The 15,279-nt window shown below is 36.5% G+C and carries 18 protein-coding genes and 2 pseudogenes; 4 read left to right on the forward strand and 16 right to left on the reverse strand.

The features are described from left to right. Positions 1-4 precede the first annotated feature (4 nt). The 3 genes from M1E96_RS10615 to M1E96_RS10625 form a co-directional block, all read right to left on the reverse strand. Entirely contained in the window at positions 5-706 is a 702-nt protein-coding gene (locus M1E96_RS10615; RefSeq protein WP_070929587.1) for a molecular chaperone, read from the reverse strand. A 71-nt stretch (positions 707-777) separates the two neighbouring features. Next, on the reverse strand, positions 778-1,371 hold the full coding sequence (locus M1E96_RS10620) for a fimbrial protein (protein WP_272579789.1): 594 nt from the start codon (positions 1,369-1,371) through the stop codon (positions 778-780). A 1,554-nt stretch (positions 1,372-2,925) separates the two neighbouring features. Then, on the reverse strand, positions 2,926-3,084 hold the full coding sequence (locus tag M1E96_RS10625; protein WP_070929589.1) for an MbeCy: 159 nt from the start codon (positions 3,082-3,084) through the stop codon (positions 2,926-2,928). A 285-nt stretch (positions 3,085-3,369) separates the two neighbouring features. On the opposite strand from M1E96_RS10625, the gene M1E96_RS10630 reads away from it, so the two are divergent. Next, positions 3,370-4,335, forward strand: coding sequence for an FUSC family protein (locus M1E96_RS10630; RefSeq protein ID WP_272579788.1), 966 nt, complete (start codon positions 3,370-3,372; stop codon positions 4,333-4,335). Between the two features lie 169 nt (positions 4,336-4,504). Here the strand turns inward: M1E96_RS10630 and M1E96_RS10635 are convergent, their stop codons facing one another. Both M1E96_RS10635 and M1E96_RS10640 read right to left on the reverse strand, forming a co-directional pair. Further along, positions 4,505-5,497, reverse strand: coding sequence for an FUSC family protein (locus M1E96_RS10635; RefSeq protein ID WP_140179323.1), 993 nt, complete (start codon positions 5,495-5,497; stop codon positions 4,505-4,507). Positions 5,498-5,780: 283 nt separating this feature from the next. Then, positions 5,781-6,419: a hypothetical protein gene (locus M1E96_RS10640; protein ID WP_272579787.1), complete on the reverse strand. Its 639-nt coding sequence runs from the start codon at positions 6,417-6,419 to the stop codon at positions 5,781-5,783. Positions 6,420-6,586: 167 nt separating this feature from the next. Here M1E96_RS10640 and M1E96_RS10645 point away from each other — a divergent pair, with 167 nt between their 5' ends. Beyond that, positions 6,587-6,793, forward strand: coding sequence for a thiamine biosynthesis protein ApbE (locus tag M1E96_RS10645; RefSeq protein WP_272579786.1), 207 nt, complete (start codon positions 6,587-6,589; stop codon positions 6,791-6,793). A 137-nt stretch (positions 6,794-6,930) separates the two neighbouring features. Here M1E96_RS10645 and M1E96_RS10650 read toward each other — a convergent pair. The 7 genes and pseudogenes from M1E96_RS10650 to M1E96_RS10680 form a co-directional block, all read right to left on the reverse strand. Continuing rightward, positions 6,931-8,032, reverse strand: a pseudogene (locus M1E96_RS10650) (IS3 family transposase). Positions 8,033-8,514: 482 nt separating this feature from the next. Next, positions 8,515-9,018: a hypothetical protein gene (locus tag M1E96_RS10655; protein WP_319065958.1), complete on the reverse strand. Its 504-nt coding sequence runs from the start codon at positions 9,016-9,018 to the stop codon at positions 8,515-8,517. 399 nt (positions 9,019-9,417) lie between these two features. Further along, on the reverse strand, positions 9,418-9,561 hold the full coding sequence (locus M1E96_RS10660) for a hypothetical protein (protein ID WP_306803278.1): 144 nt from the start codon (positions 9,559-9,561) through the stop codon (positions 9,418-9,420). A 176-nt stretch (positions 9,562-9,737) separates the two neighbouring features. Next, positions 9,738-9,941, reverse strand: a complete 204-nt coding sequence (locus M1E96_RS10665) for a hypothetical protein (protein WP_272579784.1) — start codon at positions 9,939-9,941, stop codon at positions 9,738-9,740. A gap of 271 nt (positions 9,942-10,212) precedes the next feature. Beyond that, entirely contained in the window at positions 10,213-10,380 is a 168-nt protein-coding gene (locus M1E96_RS10670) for a hypothetical protein (RefSeq protein ID WP_272579783.1), read from the reverse strand. After that, complete coding sequence (locus M1E96_RS10675; protein WP_272579782.1) at positions 10,377-10,667, reverse strand: recombination protein NinB; 291 nt, start codon at positions 10,665-10,667, stop codon at positions 10,377-10,379. The genes M1E96_RS10670 and M1E96_RS10675 overlap by 4 nt, the downstream gene beginning before the upstream one ends. Next, a complete protein-coding gene (locus M1E96_RS10680; RefSeq protein WP_272579781.1) occupies positions 10,613-10,849 on the reverse strand; it encodes a recombination protein NinB in 237 nt (78 codons plus the stop codon). Before M1E96_RS10680 ends, M1E96_RS10675 begins: the two co-directional genes overlap by 55 nt. A 460-nt stretch (positions 10,850-11,309) precedes the next feature. Between M1E96_RS10680 and M1E96_RS10685 the strand changes: the two are divergent. Then, positions 11,310-11,841, forward strand: a pseudogene (locus M1E96_RS10685) (site-specific integrase); the annotation flags it as partial. 26 nt (positions 11,842-11,867) lie between these two features. On the opposite strand, the gene M1E96_RS10690 reads toward M1E96_RS10685, so the two are convergent. The 4 genes from M1E96_RS10690 to M1E96_RS10705 are packed head-to-tail and all read right to left on the reverse strand — an operon-like array spanning position 11,868 to position 14,416. Further along, the gene (locus M1E96_RS10690) at positions 11,868-12,314 is read right to left on the reverse strand and encodes a YcgN family cysteine cluster protein (RefSeq protein WP_272579889.1); all 447 of its coding nucleotides are present in this window, start codon (positions 12,312-12,314) and stop codon (positions 11,868-11,870) included. Between the two features lie 17 nt (positions 12,315-12,331). Beyond that, a complete protein-coding gene (locus tag M1E96_RS10695) occupies positions 12,332-12,988 on the reverse strand; it encodes a fumarylacetoacetate hydrolase family protein (RefSeq protein WP_070929596.1) in 657 nt (218 codons plus the stop codon). Positions 12,989-13,008: 20 nt separating this feature from the next. Beyond that, a complete protein-coding gene (locus M1E96_RS10700) occupies positions 13,009-14,097 on the reverse strand; it encodes a lytic murein transglycosylase (RefSeq protein WP_272579780.1) in 1,089 nt (362 codons plus the stop codon). 46 nt (positions 14,098-14,143) lie between these two features. Further along, positions 14,144-14,416, reverse strand: a complete 273-nt coding sequence (locus tag M1E96_RS10705; protein ID WP_070929598.1) for a YcgL domain-containing protein — start codon at positions 14,414-14,416, stop codon at positions 14,144-14,146. Positions 14,417-14,544: 128 nt separating this feature from the next. Between M1E96_RS10705 and minC the strand changes: the two genes are divergently transcribed. Then, complete coding sequence (gene minC, locus M1E96_RS10710; RefSeq protein WP_369426996.1) at positions 14,545-15,264, forward strand: septum site-determining protein MinC; 720 nt, start codon at positions 14,545-14,547, stop codon at positions 15,262-15,264. Positions 15,265-15,279 lie beyond the last annotated feature (15 nt).

The raw sequence follows: 15,279 nt of genomic DNA on the forward strand, positions 1-15,279 counted from the left end.
TATCCTATTTAGCAGTCGTTTTTACTGCTATATCCGCACCGTAATCATTGATATTGTTCAAAACAACACTTTCACCTGCTCTAATTGCTTTTTTCAATACCACTGACGTTTGACTTTTAGGTGCTAACATTACCGCCTTATCCGTTAATCCATTTTTGCCATCGGTTGAAATTTTTGTAATGGTAATAAAAAATGGCGTAGGATTATTAATAGTCAGATTATTGCCATTAGCATTCACAACTAATTGTTCTGGTGCTAATTCGCGACTACCTAACCCAACAGGGCGATAGATAAATTTAAATCGAGAACGAATTGCTAGCTGTAAGAAGTTTTGATCTTCCTTTCCTGCTGTTTTTACTGTTGGTGGAATATCTAAGATATTCAGCCACCACAAACTTTCCTTATCTTGTGGGATCCCATTTTTATCCATCAATTTAATGCGTAGTGTTTGACCACCTTTTGCATCCAGACGAGATATTGGAGGTGTAATTTGAAATGGTGTTTTTATTGTATCTGGAGTTTCCGATGCATCACCGGTATCTAACCATGCTTGTGCGACCGCTGGCCTATCCGCCGTATTATTTAATTGCACGGTAATTTCTTTTTCATTTCCAGGATAAATAAATCGCGTGCCGTTAACAATAATATTATTCGCTAATGAAGATGCACTGAAAACGAAGCAGAAGAATAAAACAATTGCTTTCATTTGAACCTCTAAATAAAAGCGGCAGTAATCACTACCGCTTAGATAAATATTACTTTTGAAATAAATAAATATTATTCGTAAGTAATTTCGTAAGTTGCATAACTTTCTACGATACCAGATGTAACATCTTTAGGCGTTGAAGTTGCATATCCTACGAAATAAGTGAAACGGCTACCGTCAGTAATTTCAGTTGTTGTTGCTTTAGGTTGCGTTGCACTATTAGGATCGATTTTATTTTCTAACTTAGAGCTAGCATCTGTTGCTAAAACTAATTGGATATTTTCAGCTCCGTCCGCAGCACCAGTAACAGTGTTAGCTAAATAACCAGCATTAATACCTGAAGCACCATTTAATACGTTACCACCAGTCCAGTTCACGTTTAAAACGGTATCATCGTTAACACCTTGACATTGTGTTACATCAATAACAAATGGTTTTGCTTTTAAATAAGTATTTGCACCTGCTTCTTGAACTTCTTTTACTGAAACTGGCGCCAAATAAACTTTAGCATCACTACCTTGACCATCAACTGAAACAGTACAAGAAACGTCTGTCACTTTACCATAAAAATTAACTTGACCACCGCCTGCATTTTCAGTTGCAGCGAAAGCAGATGATGCACCAATAATTGCAGTAGCAACTGCTGTCAATAATACTTTTTTCATTGTCATTTCCTAGTATGAAGGTTTTATTATTACATTTAAAAGAACTTATTTAGTATCACACTGTTATTTAATAAATAATTAACGCAGGGATCCGACCATATATTAAATATAGTTATACACAAATCATTCGATATAATTTAATCACCTGGTAATAGTTTAATTAATAATATTGCTCTATCTCAATGAGTCCATTTTTGAATTAATAATCATAACGTGGTCTATATGATTTCGAACAGAGAATACATAAAAACTTAAATTACATTAAATCGTTTTTATTATCAGATACGAAGCTTTTTGATAGCTATAAACTATCAAAAAGCTTAATTTATACAATATTACTGATTGATTAAATTCACCAAATTACACGAATTACGACAATACATTAAATTAATAATTTAATATCTGCATTAAAGGAAGTATTAATATTAAAAAATTAACTTAATTTGATAGATTATAAAAAGCAAACCCATCAATATAAGCCCAAATAAGACCATCAAAATATTACATAGATACACTAAATTTATATATTCACCATAAATACCAGTCTAATTCGTACAGTAACGCATCAATTAACATAAATTAATTTTATGATTTTGCTAATTTGAGATTAGTGAGGTTTTATCAATTCATTTATTATATAATGTAGACACATCACATTTGGACTCGTGACACGCAAAAGGAGTATATTTATACTTATAGATGGAAAAAACAATATTTGTAGAGAAATAACTATTTTAAATACGATAATTAGAAATTAACCTTCATTATCTCCAACTGAACAGCAGAATTATTGATTTTAAAAATGCATCATTTCAAAAATTCTTTTTAATCCGCAATTTTATCTCTTGCCAAGCGTAAAAATGCTTTATTTGAAATAATCATTTTTTACTCATTTTGTTAGTAAATGTTATCAATTAATTTAACTAACCTTCAGTTTTACTTGATTGTATTTTATTTTTTCAAATTAATTTGAAAATGTAACCATTTGATAACTAATATTAAAAAATAATTCAATTCTAGGGTATGACCAACTAACTGGAATACGCCAGACGACCTTAAGAATACTCCTAAAACTCACATGATGAGTATAAACCGCGTATTATTTCACCAAACAAAACAAAATAGACACTCAAAAAAAGATTGAGTAGCATAAACAAATTATAATCTATCTAAAAATGTAGTCGTTAATTGTCAGAATAGCCATATAAAATACATTTAATTTAGGCCATAACATAAAATACACATCACATATTGACCATCCATAATCTCCAAAAATGAGAGCAAGGCCTCTTACCGTTTTATGTATAGTTTATTCTGTAACCAAACCTACAATGAATTTTACTTGGCCTAATAGTTTTATAATTAACAGCAAGATGAACAATGCTCTACCACCTCGAGCAAGATATCACTACCGCAACTTCTTATGTCATTCTGATGATAAGTCAACTTTATGCCATTAATCTTACGTAGTGCTCATTCGGACTAATGACATAATAAGAAATCAATGATACTGCTAGGGAGCTGTTATAGTTGCAGAGATACCCTATTCAAGTGTTACGACTGCTTACTATTTATGTTTTGATTATCTGGAGCAGCAAATGCAAGCTCCTTCATCCATTCAGAAAGAATAGGCTTAGTTTTCTTTGCATCAAGCTCAGCCCTCTCTTTTTTAGTTAGTCTAATTACAATAACTTCTGTTTTCATTTGCTGCATGATAATTCCTCCCACTATTGATTGCTAACCATGCCATAGTCAAAGGAAGGACAGGTCTTAATTACTTAATATTACAAATGCATAACATAGCAATACAAAACACCAATAACTTATACACAAATGACTATATGTGAAGATTTTATCTAAGCCTTATCTTTATGGTTTAAAAGGAGAGTAATATTTGCTGGAGCATATTAGAATATTTATGATAAATTCATTATTTCTCAATACGTTACTATTTTAGATATCGATCTTTAATTGAGTCATTCAATAGGGAACACTTAAATGCTAATATCAAAAATCCGCAGAGCTTTTATTTTATCTCTATGGGTGATAGCACCATGGATAATTGGGATCATCTTCCAACAAGCCATGTTTGGGCTTTTAATGTCTTTCGGTGGCTATCTGCTAGTGGTTTCATTCCCTAAACTCCCCCAAAAAAAGTCACTATTTGTTTTATTACAAGGTGCTTGCATTATTTCTATCTTTGCAAGTATCGGCGTTAGTATCCCCCTTGGCAGTCTGCTATTTTTTCTCTTTTCAGCAATTGCTGCGTACCTTCAAGGCTATTCAGAGCTACGAGCGACCTATCTACGATTACCTATCGCACTAGGTGTGTTAGCCTACTTTCTTTCTATTGGACAAATTCCCACTCAAGGTGCGCTATTTTATGCGATAGCATTTAGTGCTGGTACATTCTGGGGTGTGGTCGTGAATTTTATGATGTTACCACGTGAAATAAAGACTATCTCACCGGTAAAAGTAGAGATGAACCAACCTTCAGTGCAACGTTTTTCCATCGCTATCGTACTGGTTGCACTAATAGGAAGCGCAATCGCAACAGTGATCCCGAGCTTACATCCATGTTGGCTACCTGCTGCTGGATTAAGAGTGATGAAAGCCGAACGAACTGCAACATGGGTACGCTTAAAACAACGTGGCGCAGGTACCCTACTTGGCGCTATTGTTGGTGGGCTAATATTGGGGTTATATGACAACCCATGGCTGCATGTTTCACTTGTGGGGTTACTACTATTCGCTATGTTAATGATAGGAGCGAAACGCTATGGTTACTGGACTTTTTGTTTAACGGCTATAGCCCTTACCTTTAATTTGGCACCTAATGCAGGGCCTATTACATTAGCTATAGACAGATCCATGCTAACGATTTTGGCACTAGCTATCGCAATTACCATGCTATTGTTATTACCAAAGTCTGTAATCCCCTCATCAAACAATAACCCGCACTAGGCGGGTTATTCCGTTTTGACTCAATGATCAGGAAGAGATTCGAACCCTTGGTTGATACAGTATTGGTTGCGTGCACCACTGCTCAATCTAGCTAGTATCACACTTTGTCCCGTCAGGATTTTACTCCAGCCATCTCGTGCACCTGATTAATTAGGCTCTATATAATAAGTTATTTTGTAGCTCTTCTGTTTTTGATAGTTCTAAAGATATTTAGAGATAAACTTGCCAAGATTGCAACTGCACCTCCAATGAAGGTTTCATATACTCTAGATACTGGCAATAAATAAGTTGGATCATGTAAATATTCGGTTTCTTCTAGCAGCAGTAATACAAAGATAGTAATAGAAAATGTCTTAAGCATATAATTTAAATGGAAAAAAGTAGGAATAAAAAATATAACCAATGCTAAAACAATTAAATATACCTTAATATCCTGTGATTTTGTTACGCTAAACATAAAGACAATAAAAGTGGCTGCCAGTAAGCTTCCTAAAAATCGTAAGCAAGTCACTTTTATTATATTCAGCTCTTTTGGATGAAGAAGCATAACAAATGTTAATGGCGCCCAGTATGGTTTGTATAAATTTAGATAATCAGGAATGGACAGGCTAAGGAAGAGAAAAATACTAAATATAAATGCTCGAATATAAATATGCTCATTGCTATGAAACATTTGCTTAGAAAACAAACCATTTCTAAAGGCATGATTCTTATAATGTTTTCTTTTTAATACACTTAAAACAATTAAGCTAACAATCACCCCCGTAGTATACGCCATTGGTATATCAGCGCTGATAGAGCCGAGTGTTGTCCCCATGCAAGAAAAAATAATAATAAATGGAAAAACGCGATCTAAATAATCATCTTTTTTATAAAAAAGATAATAGCAGTATGATACAAGAAATAAATAAATATAAAAATAAATGGTTAATTTCAGTAGAAAACCAATCGCCCCCCCTACCATGACCAACAAAAGTAAAAAAGTCATATAAAAAATATTACTACTATCATTTTTCGCGTCATAAACAATACTCGAAAATAATGTAGTTAAAACACCAAACATACAACCAACAATGCCAAATAAGGAAAAACACACTGCTGAATTTATTATAACAGCAATAAAAAAGGTGCCATTATTACGAAAACTGACATATTCCGACATCCTAAAAATACCTCTCACCTAAGCCCTATCTAATTAAGTTTATTGGAATATTATGTTTTAGCATATTCGCCAATAGAGGTATACAACATAACCAAATTTGAATTATTGCTTGTTCTATTAATATGCATTTTTAATCAATAGCACTTAGCCAAAATCACCATAATAGATAATCTAAATATGACAATAAAATATCCACTCTGGTTTTGAAGTTCTATACAACAATTGAACAATCTATTATCGATAAGGCACTGTGTTCATTCACAGGCCGCACGCGTTATAAATTTTAATGCTGGCTTCTTTGCTTTTTACACTCTTCCATTGCGACGGAATAACCAAGCTCTGTATCTTGATTATATTCATAGCCAATAAAAGCGTACTCTAAATCAATATAAAAAGAATCTTTATATTGCTCTCCTGTAAGGCTAATGACAAAATTATCACCTTCAAAAGAGTAATAACGTTCCATTCCATTCATACTTCTCGCCTGCTTTAGCACACCATAATTTCTTTTTAAACTATTAGTAATTTTACCAAGAAGATTATGATAGTCCTTCACATTGGCCGGTTGACTTTTATAGCTGATAGCAAGTAACCCATTGAAAGTAAACCTATTATATTTGGGCATAATCAGCAGTTCATATTCCCCAGTATTTTTTATTGTTTCATCTAAGTTATTGGCTTTTACGACTACGAATGGGCATCTTTTGGGATCATTAATTATTTCATATGGCTCTGCTAGTTTGCTTTTAACCTCATCTAAATCATCACCCCATCTAAATCCGAATGGTGCAGAGTTTAGATCACTGAGAGTATTTTTTGGGGCTATCTTTTTTAAAGATATTGGTTCATTATCCGAGTTAGCCCAGGTAGTTATAGATATAATGGATATAAGAAATAAAGAAACTACATTTATTATTTTCACTTAGTTGTTACCATTGAACGATTAATCATTAATTTAAGGCACCTATTGTGCCAATTTATTTTTACGTAAAAAAGCCACACTAAGTGACCTATTGAATCTACGAATTATTTTGTATTTTACACATTAGTTTTGATAGCATTATCCCTCTTTAATATAGGATATTTTATATGCACAAAACTAAAGTATTGGCTTTACTTATGGTTATTACCGCTATAACCGCATGTTCTTCTGCGACTCAACACAATCCTGTTTCTAGCACTTGTGTGATCAAAATGGATACACCCGAGGGCGATTTGCCCGGCAAAATAGAACAAGCAAGTAGTAATAGTGAAGAGTGCAAAGCTATTGAGAAAGCAATAGATAAAAGCATTTGATCTCATCACTCATCATAGAGTAGACGGCTGATTTAGTTCAGCCAGACTGTTCTGTGCCACTAAAACTTTTGTCGCAAGAGATCCTGTGATTCGAAATCACTCATTGAGTGTAATGGTCAACAAATTCTGTAGAAGATCTAAGCGGCATTTTTTAGTTCATGATATTTTTGATGGGGCGTTAAATAACCAATCGTTGAATGGCGTCGATGATAATTGTAAAACTGAATGTAATTTTCAACTTCACAGACAACAGATTGATGATTTATAAACGATAAAGGGTTGAGTCTTTCTGTCTTTAAACTCCTAAAAAATCTTTCCATCACCGCATTGTCGAGGCAATTACCTCGCCGACTCATGCTTTGCGTTATTTTTCGTTCAAAGAGGTGCATTCTAAATTCTTCCGATGAATATTGGCAACCTTGGTCTGAATGGAACATCAAACTTGTCGTATCGGGTAATTGTCGTTCAATCGCGTTATCTAAGGCTTCTTTCACTAATTTCGAATCCGGTTTTGTCGACAAGGCATAACCAATAATTTCTTTGGTCGCTAAATCCAACACACAGGCTAAATAACTCCATCCATGATGATGTCTAATATATGTGATATCCCCGACATAATAGTGATTATGCTGTTCAGGCGAAAATTGGCGTTTAAGCAAATTAGGGGCATATCGATGTTCATTACCCGATGAGGGATAGTCGTGCTTTTTCGTTGGTATAGTTGCAATTAATTGCTTTAATTTCATGATCTTAGATACTTTATGAGTGCCAATTTGGTGCCCTAAATCGTTTAGTTCTGCTTGGATACGCCTTTTGCCATACTTCTGACCCGATGCATCAAAAATACGTTTTATTTCGCCACACAGCCTTTCATTTTCAACTGTCGGTATTTTCGTTTCATATAATAAAAGCGACTGCTGCTTACTTCAAAAATGTGGCATAACTCAGTGACAGTGAAATTTGGGTACATTATTTTCATTTGCTTCACGATTTTGAGTTTTGATTGTCGAGAATGCAGTAAGCAGCGGCTTTTTTTAATATATCGTTATCCCTCTGAGCACGCTTAAGTTGAGCTTCTAATTCTTGTATGCGTTGTTGTTCGGGGGTAAGTGCTTTTGATTTTACAGGCGTATTTCCCTTTAACTCAGCAAGATATTGTTGCTTCCATCGCGATACGGCAGATTTACCCGCTCCCGATATTTTTTCGACTTGGATATTACTGTATCCCCCTTCAACCATGAGTTTTGCATATTCCAGTTTTTGCTTTGCGCTAAAGGTCACTTTTACTTTTCAGGTCATATTTATACCTATAAGATTTTGCTTAATTATAAGCTATAAATCTCTACAGTTTTATTAGACCATTACACATATAAAGGGCTTTACATATTTGGAGTCCTTTTTAGTCATTGTTTCTAGCCTCTTCAATTTCCCGTATTGCTTAATCCTTCCAAATGATGGCTTTTACCGCCCACATTTGAGCATCCATAATGCGACGCATGGCTTCATCATGGATCATCAGCGCCTCTTCTGATGCCACATCCTCCCTACTGTCATGCACCAAATCAATCAGCTCTGCTGATTTTTGTTGCGGATATTGTCCAACGATATTTTGAACTAGTCGCCCATACCGACAGGTTGGAATTAGTGAGCGTTGTTACCACGTTCTGTTTATTCCCTCGGATTCGGGGGAATTAATAACAAAAATCAGATGATGATTTATATCATTGTTCCCACTGCCATTCCCAAGACTTGCTATCTCCACCTATGGAGCCTAAACTCTGAAGTCTTTCCCAATTTCGGTCGTTCTCTATTTGCTTCATTCTACTCTCGATATATTGCTTTTCATCTCTAGATAGATCTCTATAAATATACATAGCCTCAAGCGAGCTATACTCCCTATCTAAAGATTCGATTTTTCGTTGCGATGCTTCAGATTGCTCTTTTTCCCTCTTTCGCCTGACATTCTCTTGCTTATCTCTTTCATATCTAAGATAATCCAATGAATAGGCATATGAGCCATCATTTTGACTTCTTACAGCGGCTCTGTTTTGTTGTTGCTCTAATTCAACCTCAAACTTTGTTTTGCTCTGCCCCATTGAATAGGTATTTATGGGTTTAACTCCACTAGAGGATTTTTTAATTTTTTGGTTTTCACTTTTTATCTCCATTGCAGGTGTGGAGCATCCAAGCAAAAATAAGTAAGGTAATATGATTATCGCTTTCATATAGTCACTATAAGTAATTATTGGTATTAGATAGTATTCCAATAAATACTTTTAGCGCTCAAAAATTCCATAATCGTTTGACTTATATTTAACAAAATACAATCCTTAGACTTTGAAAGCAAAAAGCCCCACCGAAGTGAGGCTCTATTTTCTTTCGTTTGGGATAATGAAATGCAAAATTCCCATCATTAGAGCCATGATAGTCCATAAATCCGAAAAATTAATAGTTACTTTCTATTTATATCCTTATTTATAGAAATAGACTCTCTTTTGGTTACCACATGCAGCATTTTATCAGCGTGAGCCTCCTCTTCGAAGGAATTTTCCACCAAGAACTCAAATATTGGCTTGAAGTTGTCATAACATGTTGTTTTCGGGATATCGATAACTGTTTGCAGCTTAATGAATATACGCTAAGTGTTCTTTGAACTTGCGCTTTAATAGCCCTACACACTTGCTGACTGCTTCATTATACTTATGAATAGCCCAACATAATTTTAGTGTTGTTAATACGCTCATAAACGCTTCTGCTTCGTTTTTCATGCTCTCACTCCAGACAGTAGTTGATCTAATCGCTTTAAATGCAAGCATCTGAGTCCAGTAACATTAGCAAATGACAACTCTCATTTAACACTTGAAGTCATAAATCGAGTTGTCATTTGCTAAAGTGACCTGTAGCTCGTTAAATTTCTCCTTGATAATATCGAGAGCGTTTTTAGCTAACTTATATTCGTAAATTCCACCTCTTTTTTACCGATGACCGAGATCGCGCCGACTTTATTCATCTTCTTAAAGAGAGCAACAGTTATCGATTGCTTCACCGCTGACAAAGCGACAACTTGCTTAGTTGTGAAACTAGATAAATGAGATACAGCGTTAATAATTTCAGCTGACTTTATTGCTTCAAATGTTTTTGTGATCATGACTTCTCCTTGTTTAGATTGTGACGATTTATTAACTCCCTGCGGCACTCATTTAGATAAATAACTAGCTTATGCACTTCATCTAAACGTTCATCTAGTTGCTTTAGTTTTTCTTCTGGTGTCACTTTTTCGCCCTCCGCTTCTTTTCTACTGGCTTACTTTGCAGTTCCTCGGCGTTGAACTGCTTTCCCTACGTCTGTAAGCGCTGAGGAATCACTTCAATCCACTTCTTCCTTTGCTCAAGTGTGTTAGTTCGCTTTGCCATTATTTTTTATTTCTTGGCTGTTCTGTTTATCTTTGCGTGACCTGTTTGACGTGAGTCATGAGCTGGATAACTATATGCCCTGTCACTATCAATAATCATTCCACAGCTCGGGTTAGCTGCTAATTTATCTATCAGCAGCGACATGCCACTTAATACAATTCTATGTTTATTCATCGCTCTTGCTGCTCCTTGAGTTTCTGTTTGTCACCGATACGTTGCGCCCACTCCAGTTCTCTCTTTGCGTCATCAGTAAATTTGACGCCATTTTGTGAGCCGAACCAGTGAGCGCATTCGATAACATCTGCTATCTGCCTTACTCGCATTTTGCTAGTACATTCACCGAAATAGACAATGCCTCCACTTAGCCCCACAACCGACCGCTGAGTACCACCATTGACTTGTTTATTCAAAACCGTGTTAAGTCCTTCCAATCCTCTTTGTCGTACCGCTGCCCCTGCCACATAACCTGCTTAGACAAATCAGTAAGAGTTGCCCACATACGGTCATTTTGTGCTTTGGTTCGTTTGGTTTCGAAGAGTTTGACTTCGTATGGCTTGGCAGAATCTATTGGTAGGTTTTGTATTGCTTCGATCGCGTTCTGTCTGATTTTTTTACTACTGAGGTAATATGTCTTTAGCGACATTTAACCTCCTTTTTCCATTTTTGACAGTCGAAAACCTTTACTAGATAAATATTTCAATTTATTACAATATATAAAAACCGTAATTTGGAATGGGGTTATGTTACTGTGTTTTTTAGACATAAGATTTTTTTAATTCTTTTTCTTGGTTTTTTTGTTTTGATAAATATAAATATTGATACTACTGATACAGTTGAATTACTCATTAGGTATTTAAGAAAAGAGGTAGTCTAAACTTAGTGATCGGAAATTTGCTTCCAAGTTAGCCTCCTATTTCACAAGCTCCCATTGAATGCCGTCATTAGCCATATTATCTAGCCACCAAATATGACCTTTTTCGTTTGTGGCAAAGTAGGCACCATCCTGACCTTGAACTTCTCGATCGTAAAAACCTAAGCCTAACATGATAATTCGAATTTTAATTGTCTCATAACTCACTGTTATAGATACAAAAAGATGAGAGATAAGCATCAATAGAAATATAGCTGTAAAAGAACACTTCACTCCACCGAAAACAGAAAGTTGAGTTAGAGTTCTTTCACTAACAATACCAGCAATAAATGCCTTAAAGTGACAAATGCTTTTAACTAAGATGGGAAAAACGCACAGAATAAAAGTTAATTTGCGAGAATACGGCAGGGTAAGGATCGACAGCTGTACATTAGTTTTCTCCCCTATGTTATCGAGCAATAATAGCACGGGAGGTGATTACTATTTCTGTTGGCTCAATTGGTGCTACTTGGAACGCTGCATTAAAAAGGGCAGGCATCAGACATAGAAAAGCACATGAGTCTATACACTCCTATGCTTGCTAGGCTCTAAGTGCTGGGGCAAACCCTAGATTTATTGCAAATCAAATGGGGCACACGTCAGCAAAGATGATTTATACAGTATATGGAAAATGGATGTCTGATAAAAATGATAGTCAGATAGCATTACTAAACCAAAATTTTGAAGACAATGCCCCACTCATGCCCCAAGCTTTAAATAGATAATCACTTAACTGAATAAAACCAATGAGTTAACCCATGCCCTTTGGCTTATTCATGATATGGTCTTCCCATTCCACGACATCTTTCTCTCTTACAGCAATATGACGCACTGAAATCCTTTCACCGTGCATTGCCGCCTTAGACCCTGTTCTGAGTGGATGCCAAGCCGGCAATGTTTTACCTTCAAGCAATAATCGATAAGCACATGTATGCGGAAGCCACTCGAACGTCTCTAAGTTATAACGATTGAGCTTGATACAGTCCGCCTCATAGCTAAAACGGTCTTCATAATGTTTACACTGACAAGTTTTGATATTTAACTGATTACAAGCCACGTTAGTAAAATAAATCTCATCTGTATCTTCATCCATGAGCTTATGCAAGCAGCACTGGCCACACCCATCACATAAAGATTCCCACTCTTCGTCAGTCATTTCATCTAACGTTTTTACCTGCCAGAAAGGCTGCAACATAATACTTATCAATCCTATACTTAAATCACTCGCGTCGTTAACGAGTGGTCATTAATTGAGAGCTTTAGCATATCTCCAGACGTCAAAGGCCCCACACCTTCAGGTGTTCCCGTCAAAACAATATCCCCTGGACGTAAGGTGAAAAAACGGGACATATAGCTAATAAGAGGCAATATTGGCGTGATCATATCACGAGTGGAGCCTGACTGGCGAATTTCACCATTGATTTCTAAAGAGAGCTGGGCGCTTTGTGGATCGCCAAAGCTGTTTACTGGGATAAAACCCGATATTGGACATGAACCATCAAAGGCTTTGCTTTTTTCCCATGGTTGACCTGCTTGTTTAAATTTAGCCTGTAAATCCCTTAATGTCAGGTCAAGTGCAACGGCAAAACCCGCAATTGAACGTGACACACGGTCTTCATCTGCATTTTTCAATGGCATACCAATCAAAACAGCTAATTCAATTTCATGATGTACCGAGCCAAGATCCTTTGGGATCACAATAGGCTGATTTGCATCACATAACGCCGTTTCTGGCTTAATAAAAATAACGGGCTCCTCAGGATGAGCAGAACCCATTTCTTTAATATGTTTAGCGTAATTACTGCCGACACAGACGACTTTATTTGCAGGAAAATCAAGTAAGGCACCTTGCCAGTCACGATGTTGGTACATAGTTGTAACTCCTATTATCGTTATTGTATTTTTTGAGCAACGCCATCAGCCATGAGGCAAACGCTCAACGCAAAGTAATATGAGCGATTCCAATGCATAATAGTACGGAAATTTTCAGTGACTAGGTAGGTACGCCCTTTTGGATCATCAGGAATGACTACCCATGCCTTCACGTCGGGAGCCAACTTTGCAAATGCAGGGAGTTTTACACCCATTTTTTCCCACTGAGCAACCGTTTTAGCTTGTTCAGCCTTAACACCCTCGAGCTGCTTATCAAAATTTGCAGGTAAGCTGACCTGATAGCCCCACGGTAATGCAGATTGCCAACCCTCAGTTGCAAGATAATTAGCAATAGACGCGAAGACATCGGCTTTATTATTCCAAATATCCATTTTGCCATCACCATCACCATCTGCGGCATAGGATAAATAAGACGTTGGCATAAATTGGCTTTGCCCCATCGCCCCTGCCCAAGACCCTTTTAATTGTTGGTCTTCAGGAATATAGCCTTTATCCATTATTTCTAAAGCAGCGAGTAATTGTTTGCTAAATAACGCTTCTCTGCGACCTTCAAATGACAATGTCGCTAATGCAGAAATAACATCTTCTTTACCTTGGGAGCGCCCAAAACCACTTTCAAGTCCCCATAAAGAAACAATATACTGAGGAGGTACTCCATAGCGTTTACTAATTTCGTTTAAAGCAGTTTCATTTTCCCAATATTTTTCAGCTCCCGCGTTAATGCGAGACGCGGGTAATACATTCTTTAAATAACTATCTAATGTTACCGTCGCTCTTTTTTCAGGCTGACTTTTATCCGCTTTTACAACACGCTCAATAAAATGGATATTGGCAAAGCCGCGTTCAATAGTGGCTGGTTTTATTCCTTGTGCTAGCGCATGTTGTTTCAATAATTCGACATACGCAGGAAACTGTGACGGTTCACGGTTTTCAATTGGGAATGCTTTATCTAACGCAGTAACTTCTTTTTCGATTGCAGCATCTTGTTGTGCAGTTAATACTTCTGGTGCAGCTGAAACAGGTGGCTTCGCTGAACAACTCACTAAAAGTAGACCGCCAATTAAAGTAAATAATAACGTTGGCTTCATTTAATCACTCCCACCGGTAAAAACTTATCTAAGGATTATCCTAATTTTATTCACTCGACATATCACGGTATTCCGCGAGTAAATTTTCAACTGGTGGTGGAAATTGAAGATAATATCCCACTTCAATTAAATCTGCCTTTACCTTTTCAATATCCGCATTTGCCAGCTTATCACGGTTTGTGAGAGATAAAGACATTGCGAACTGAGGGACACCAAATTGCTTCATCAGCTCTTCAGGGACTCGAGAAAAATCATCTTTCTTCTCAATATAAAGATATGTTTGATCACGATTCTGACTACGATATATTGCACAAATCATTATATTTAACTCTTTTCTTTGTTCATTGGCTTGCTTGAATAATACAGTAACTATAACATGCTATTGTTTTACAGAATATCGTCACCCGAAGTTTGTTTCGGATATTTTAATTTGCTGAGCCCGGATAGATGTCACAGTCGCCAATAGAACTCAAAGGCAGTAACTTTACATTTTCAGTTCTTCACTTACATAGTGAAGAGCCCAAACTCATCAAAAAGGCGTTACAGGATAAGGTAAGTCAAGCACCTGACTTCCTTAAAAACGCGCCTGTCGTCATTAATATTGCTGATATTACAGCTAATGCTGACCTATATAATATCCACAAGGCAGTTGTCTCCGTTGGTTTAAGAGTTGTCGGAATTAGTGGATGTAGCGACCCACAGCTACGTAAACAGGTAAGTGATGCTGGTTTACCCGTACTTAATGAAGGCAAAAGCCAAAAAGCCATTGAAATTCAACCTGAGCCGGTTAAAGAAGTTATCGAGACAGTAGCAACCACAGATCCTGAGTTTAGCTACCGCAAAACGCGGATTATCAATAGTCCCGTTCGTTCAGGGCAACGAATTTATGCACCAAATAGTGATCTTATCGTCACAAGTAATGTCAGCGCAGGTGCAGAATTACTTGCAGATGGTAATATTCATATATACGGCATGATGAGAGGCCGAGCACTCGCAGGTGCGTCTGGCGATACTGAAAGCCAAATATTTTGTATTCATTTGCAAGCTGAGTTGGTCTCTATTGCAGGTGAATATTGGCTGAGTGATCAGATCCCTTCTGAATTTCTCGGCAAAGCAGCGAAACTCCGTCTCGTTGATAACAGATTAAATATTGAACAATTAATTTAGACCTTATTTACAAGG

This window comes from Providencia sp. PROV236 (genome assembly GCF_033676985.1).
GTDB lineage: Bacteria > Pseudomonadota > Gammaproteobacteria > Enterobacterales > Enterobacteriaceae > Providencia > Providencia manganoxydans.

What these genes read in the sequence shown, in the direction of transcription:
- M1E96_RS10615 (WP_070929587.1), bottom strand. Translation starts at nt 706, where the DNA reads ATGAAAGCAATTGTTTTATTCTTCTGCTTCGTTTTCAGTGCATCTTCA.
- M1E96_RS10620 (WP_272579789.1), bottom strand. Translation starts at nt 1,371, where the DNA reads ATGAAAAAAGTATTATTGACAGCAGTTGCTACTGCAATTATTGGTGCA.
- M1E96_RS10625 (WP_070929589.1), bottom strand. Translation starts at nt 3,084, where the DNA reads ATGCAGCAAATGAAAACAGAAGTTATTGTAATTAGACTAACTAAAAAA.
- M1E96_RS10630 (WP_272579788.1), top strand. Translation starts at nt 3,370, where the DNA reads ATGCTAATATCAAAAATCCGCAGAGCTTTTATTTTATCTCTATGGGTG.
- M1E96_RS10635 (WP_140179323.1), bottom strand. Translation starts at nt 5,497, where the DNA reads ATGTCGGAATATGTCAGTTTTCGTAATAATGGCACCTTTTTTATTGCT.
- M1E96_RS10645 (WP_272579786.1), top strand. Translation starts at nt 6,587, where the DNA reads ATGCACAAAACTAAAGTATTGGCTTTACTTATGGTTATTACCGCTATA.
- M1E96_RS10655 (WP_319065958.1), bottom strand. Translation starts at nt 9,018, where the DNA reads ATGAAAGCGATAATCATATTACCTTACTTATTTTTGCTTGGATGCTCC.
- M1E96_RS10660 (WP_306803278.1), bottom strand. Translation starts at nt 9,561, where the DNA reads ATGAAAAACGAAGCAGAAGCGTTTATGAGCGTATTAACAACACTAAAA.
- M1E96_RS10665 (WP_272579784.1), bottom strand. Translation starts at nt 9,941, where the DNA reads ATGATCACAAAAACATTTGAAGCAATAAAGTCAGCTGAAATTATTAAC.
- M1E96_RS10670 (WP_272579783.1), bottom strand. Translation starts at nt 10,380, where the DNA reads ATGAATAAACATAGAATTGTATTAAGTGGCATGTCGCTGCTGATAGAT.
- M1E96_RS10680 (WP_272579781.1), bottom strand. Translation starts at nt 10,849, where the DNA reads ATGTCGCTAAAGACATATTACCTCAGTAGTAAAAAAATCAGACAGAAC.
- M1E96_RS10695 (WP_070929596.1), bottom strand. Translation starts at nt 12,988, where the DNA reads ATGTACCAACATCGTGACTGGCAAGGTGCCTTACTTGATTTTCCTGCA.
- M1E96_RS10700 (WP_272579780.1), bottom strand. Translation starts at nt 14,097, where the DNA reads ATGAAGCCAACGTTATTATTTACTTTAATTGGCGGTCTACTTTTAGTG.
- M1E96_RS10705 (WP_070929598.1), bottom strand. Translation starts at nt 14,416, where the DNA reads ATGATTTGTGCAATATATCGTAGTCAGAATCGTGATCAAACATATCTT.
- minC (WP_369426996.1), top strand. Translation starts at nt 14,545, where the DNA reads ATGTCACAGTCGCCAATAGAACTCAAAGGCAGTAACTTTACATTTTCA.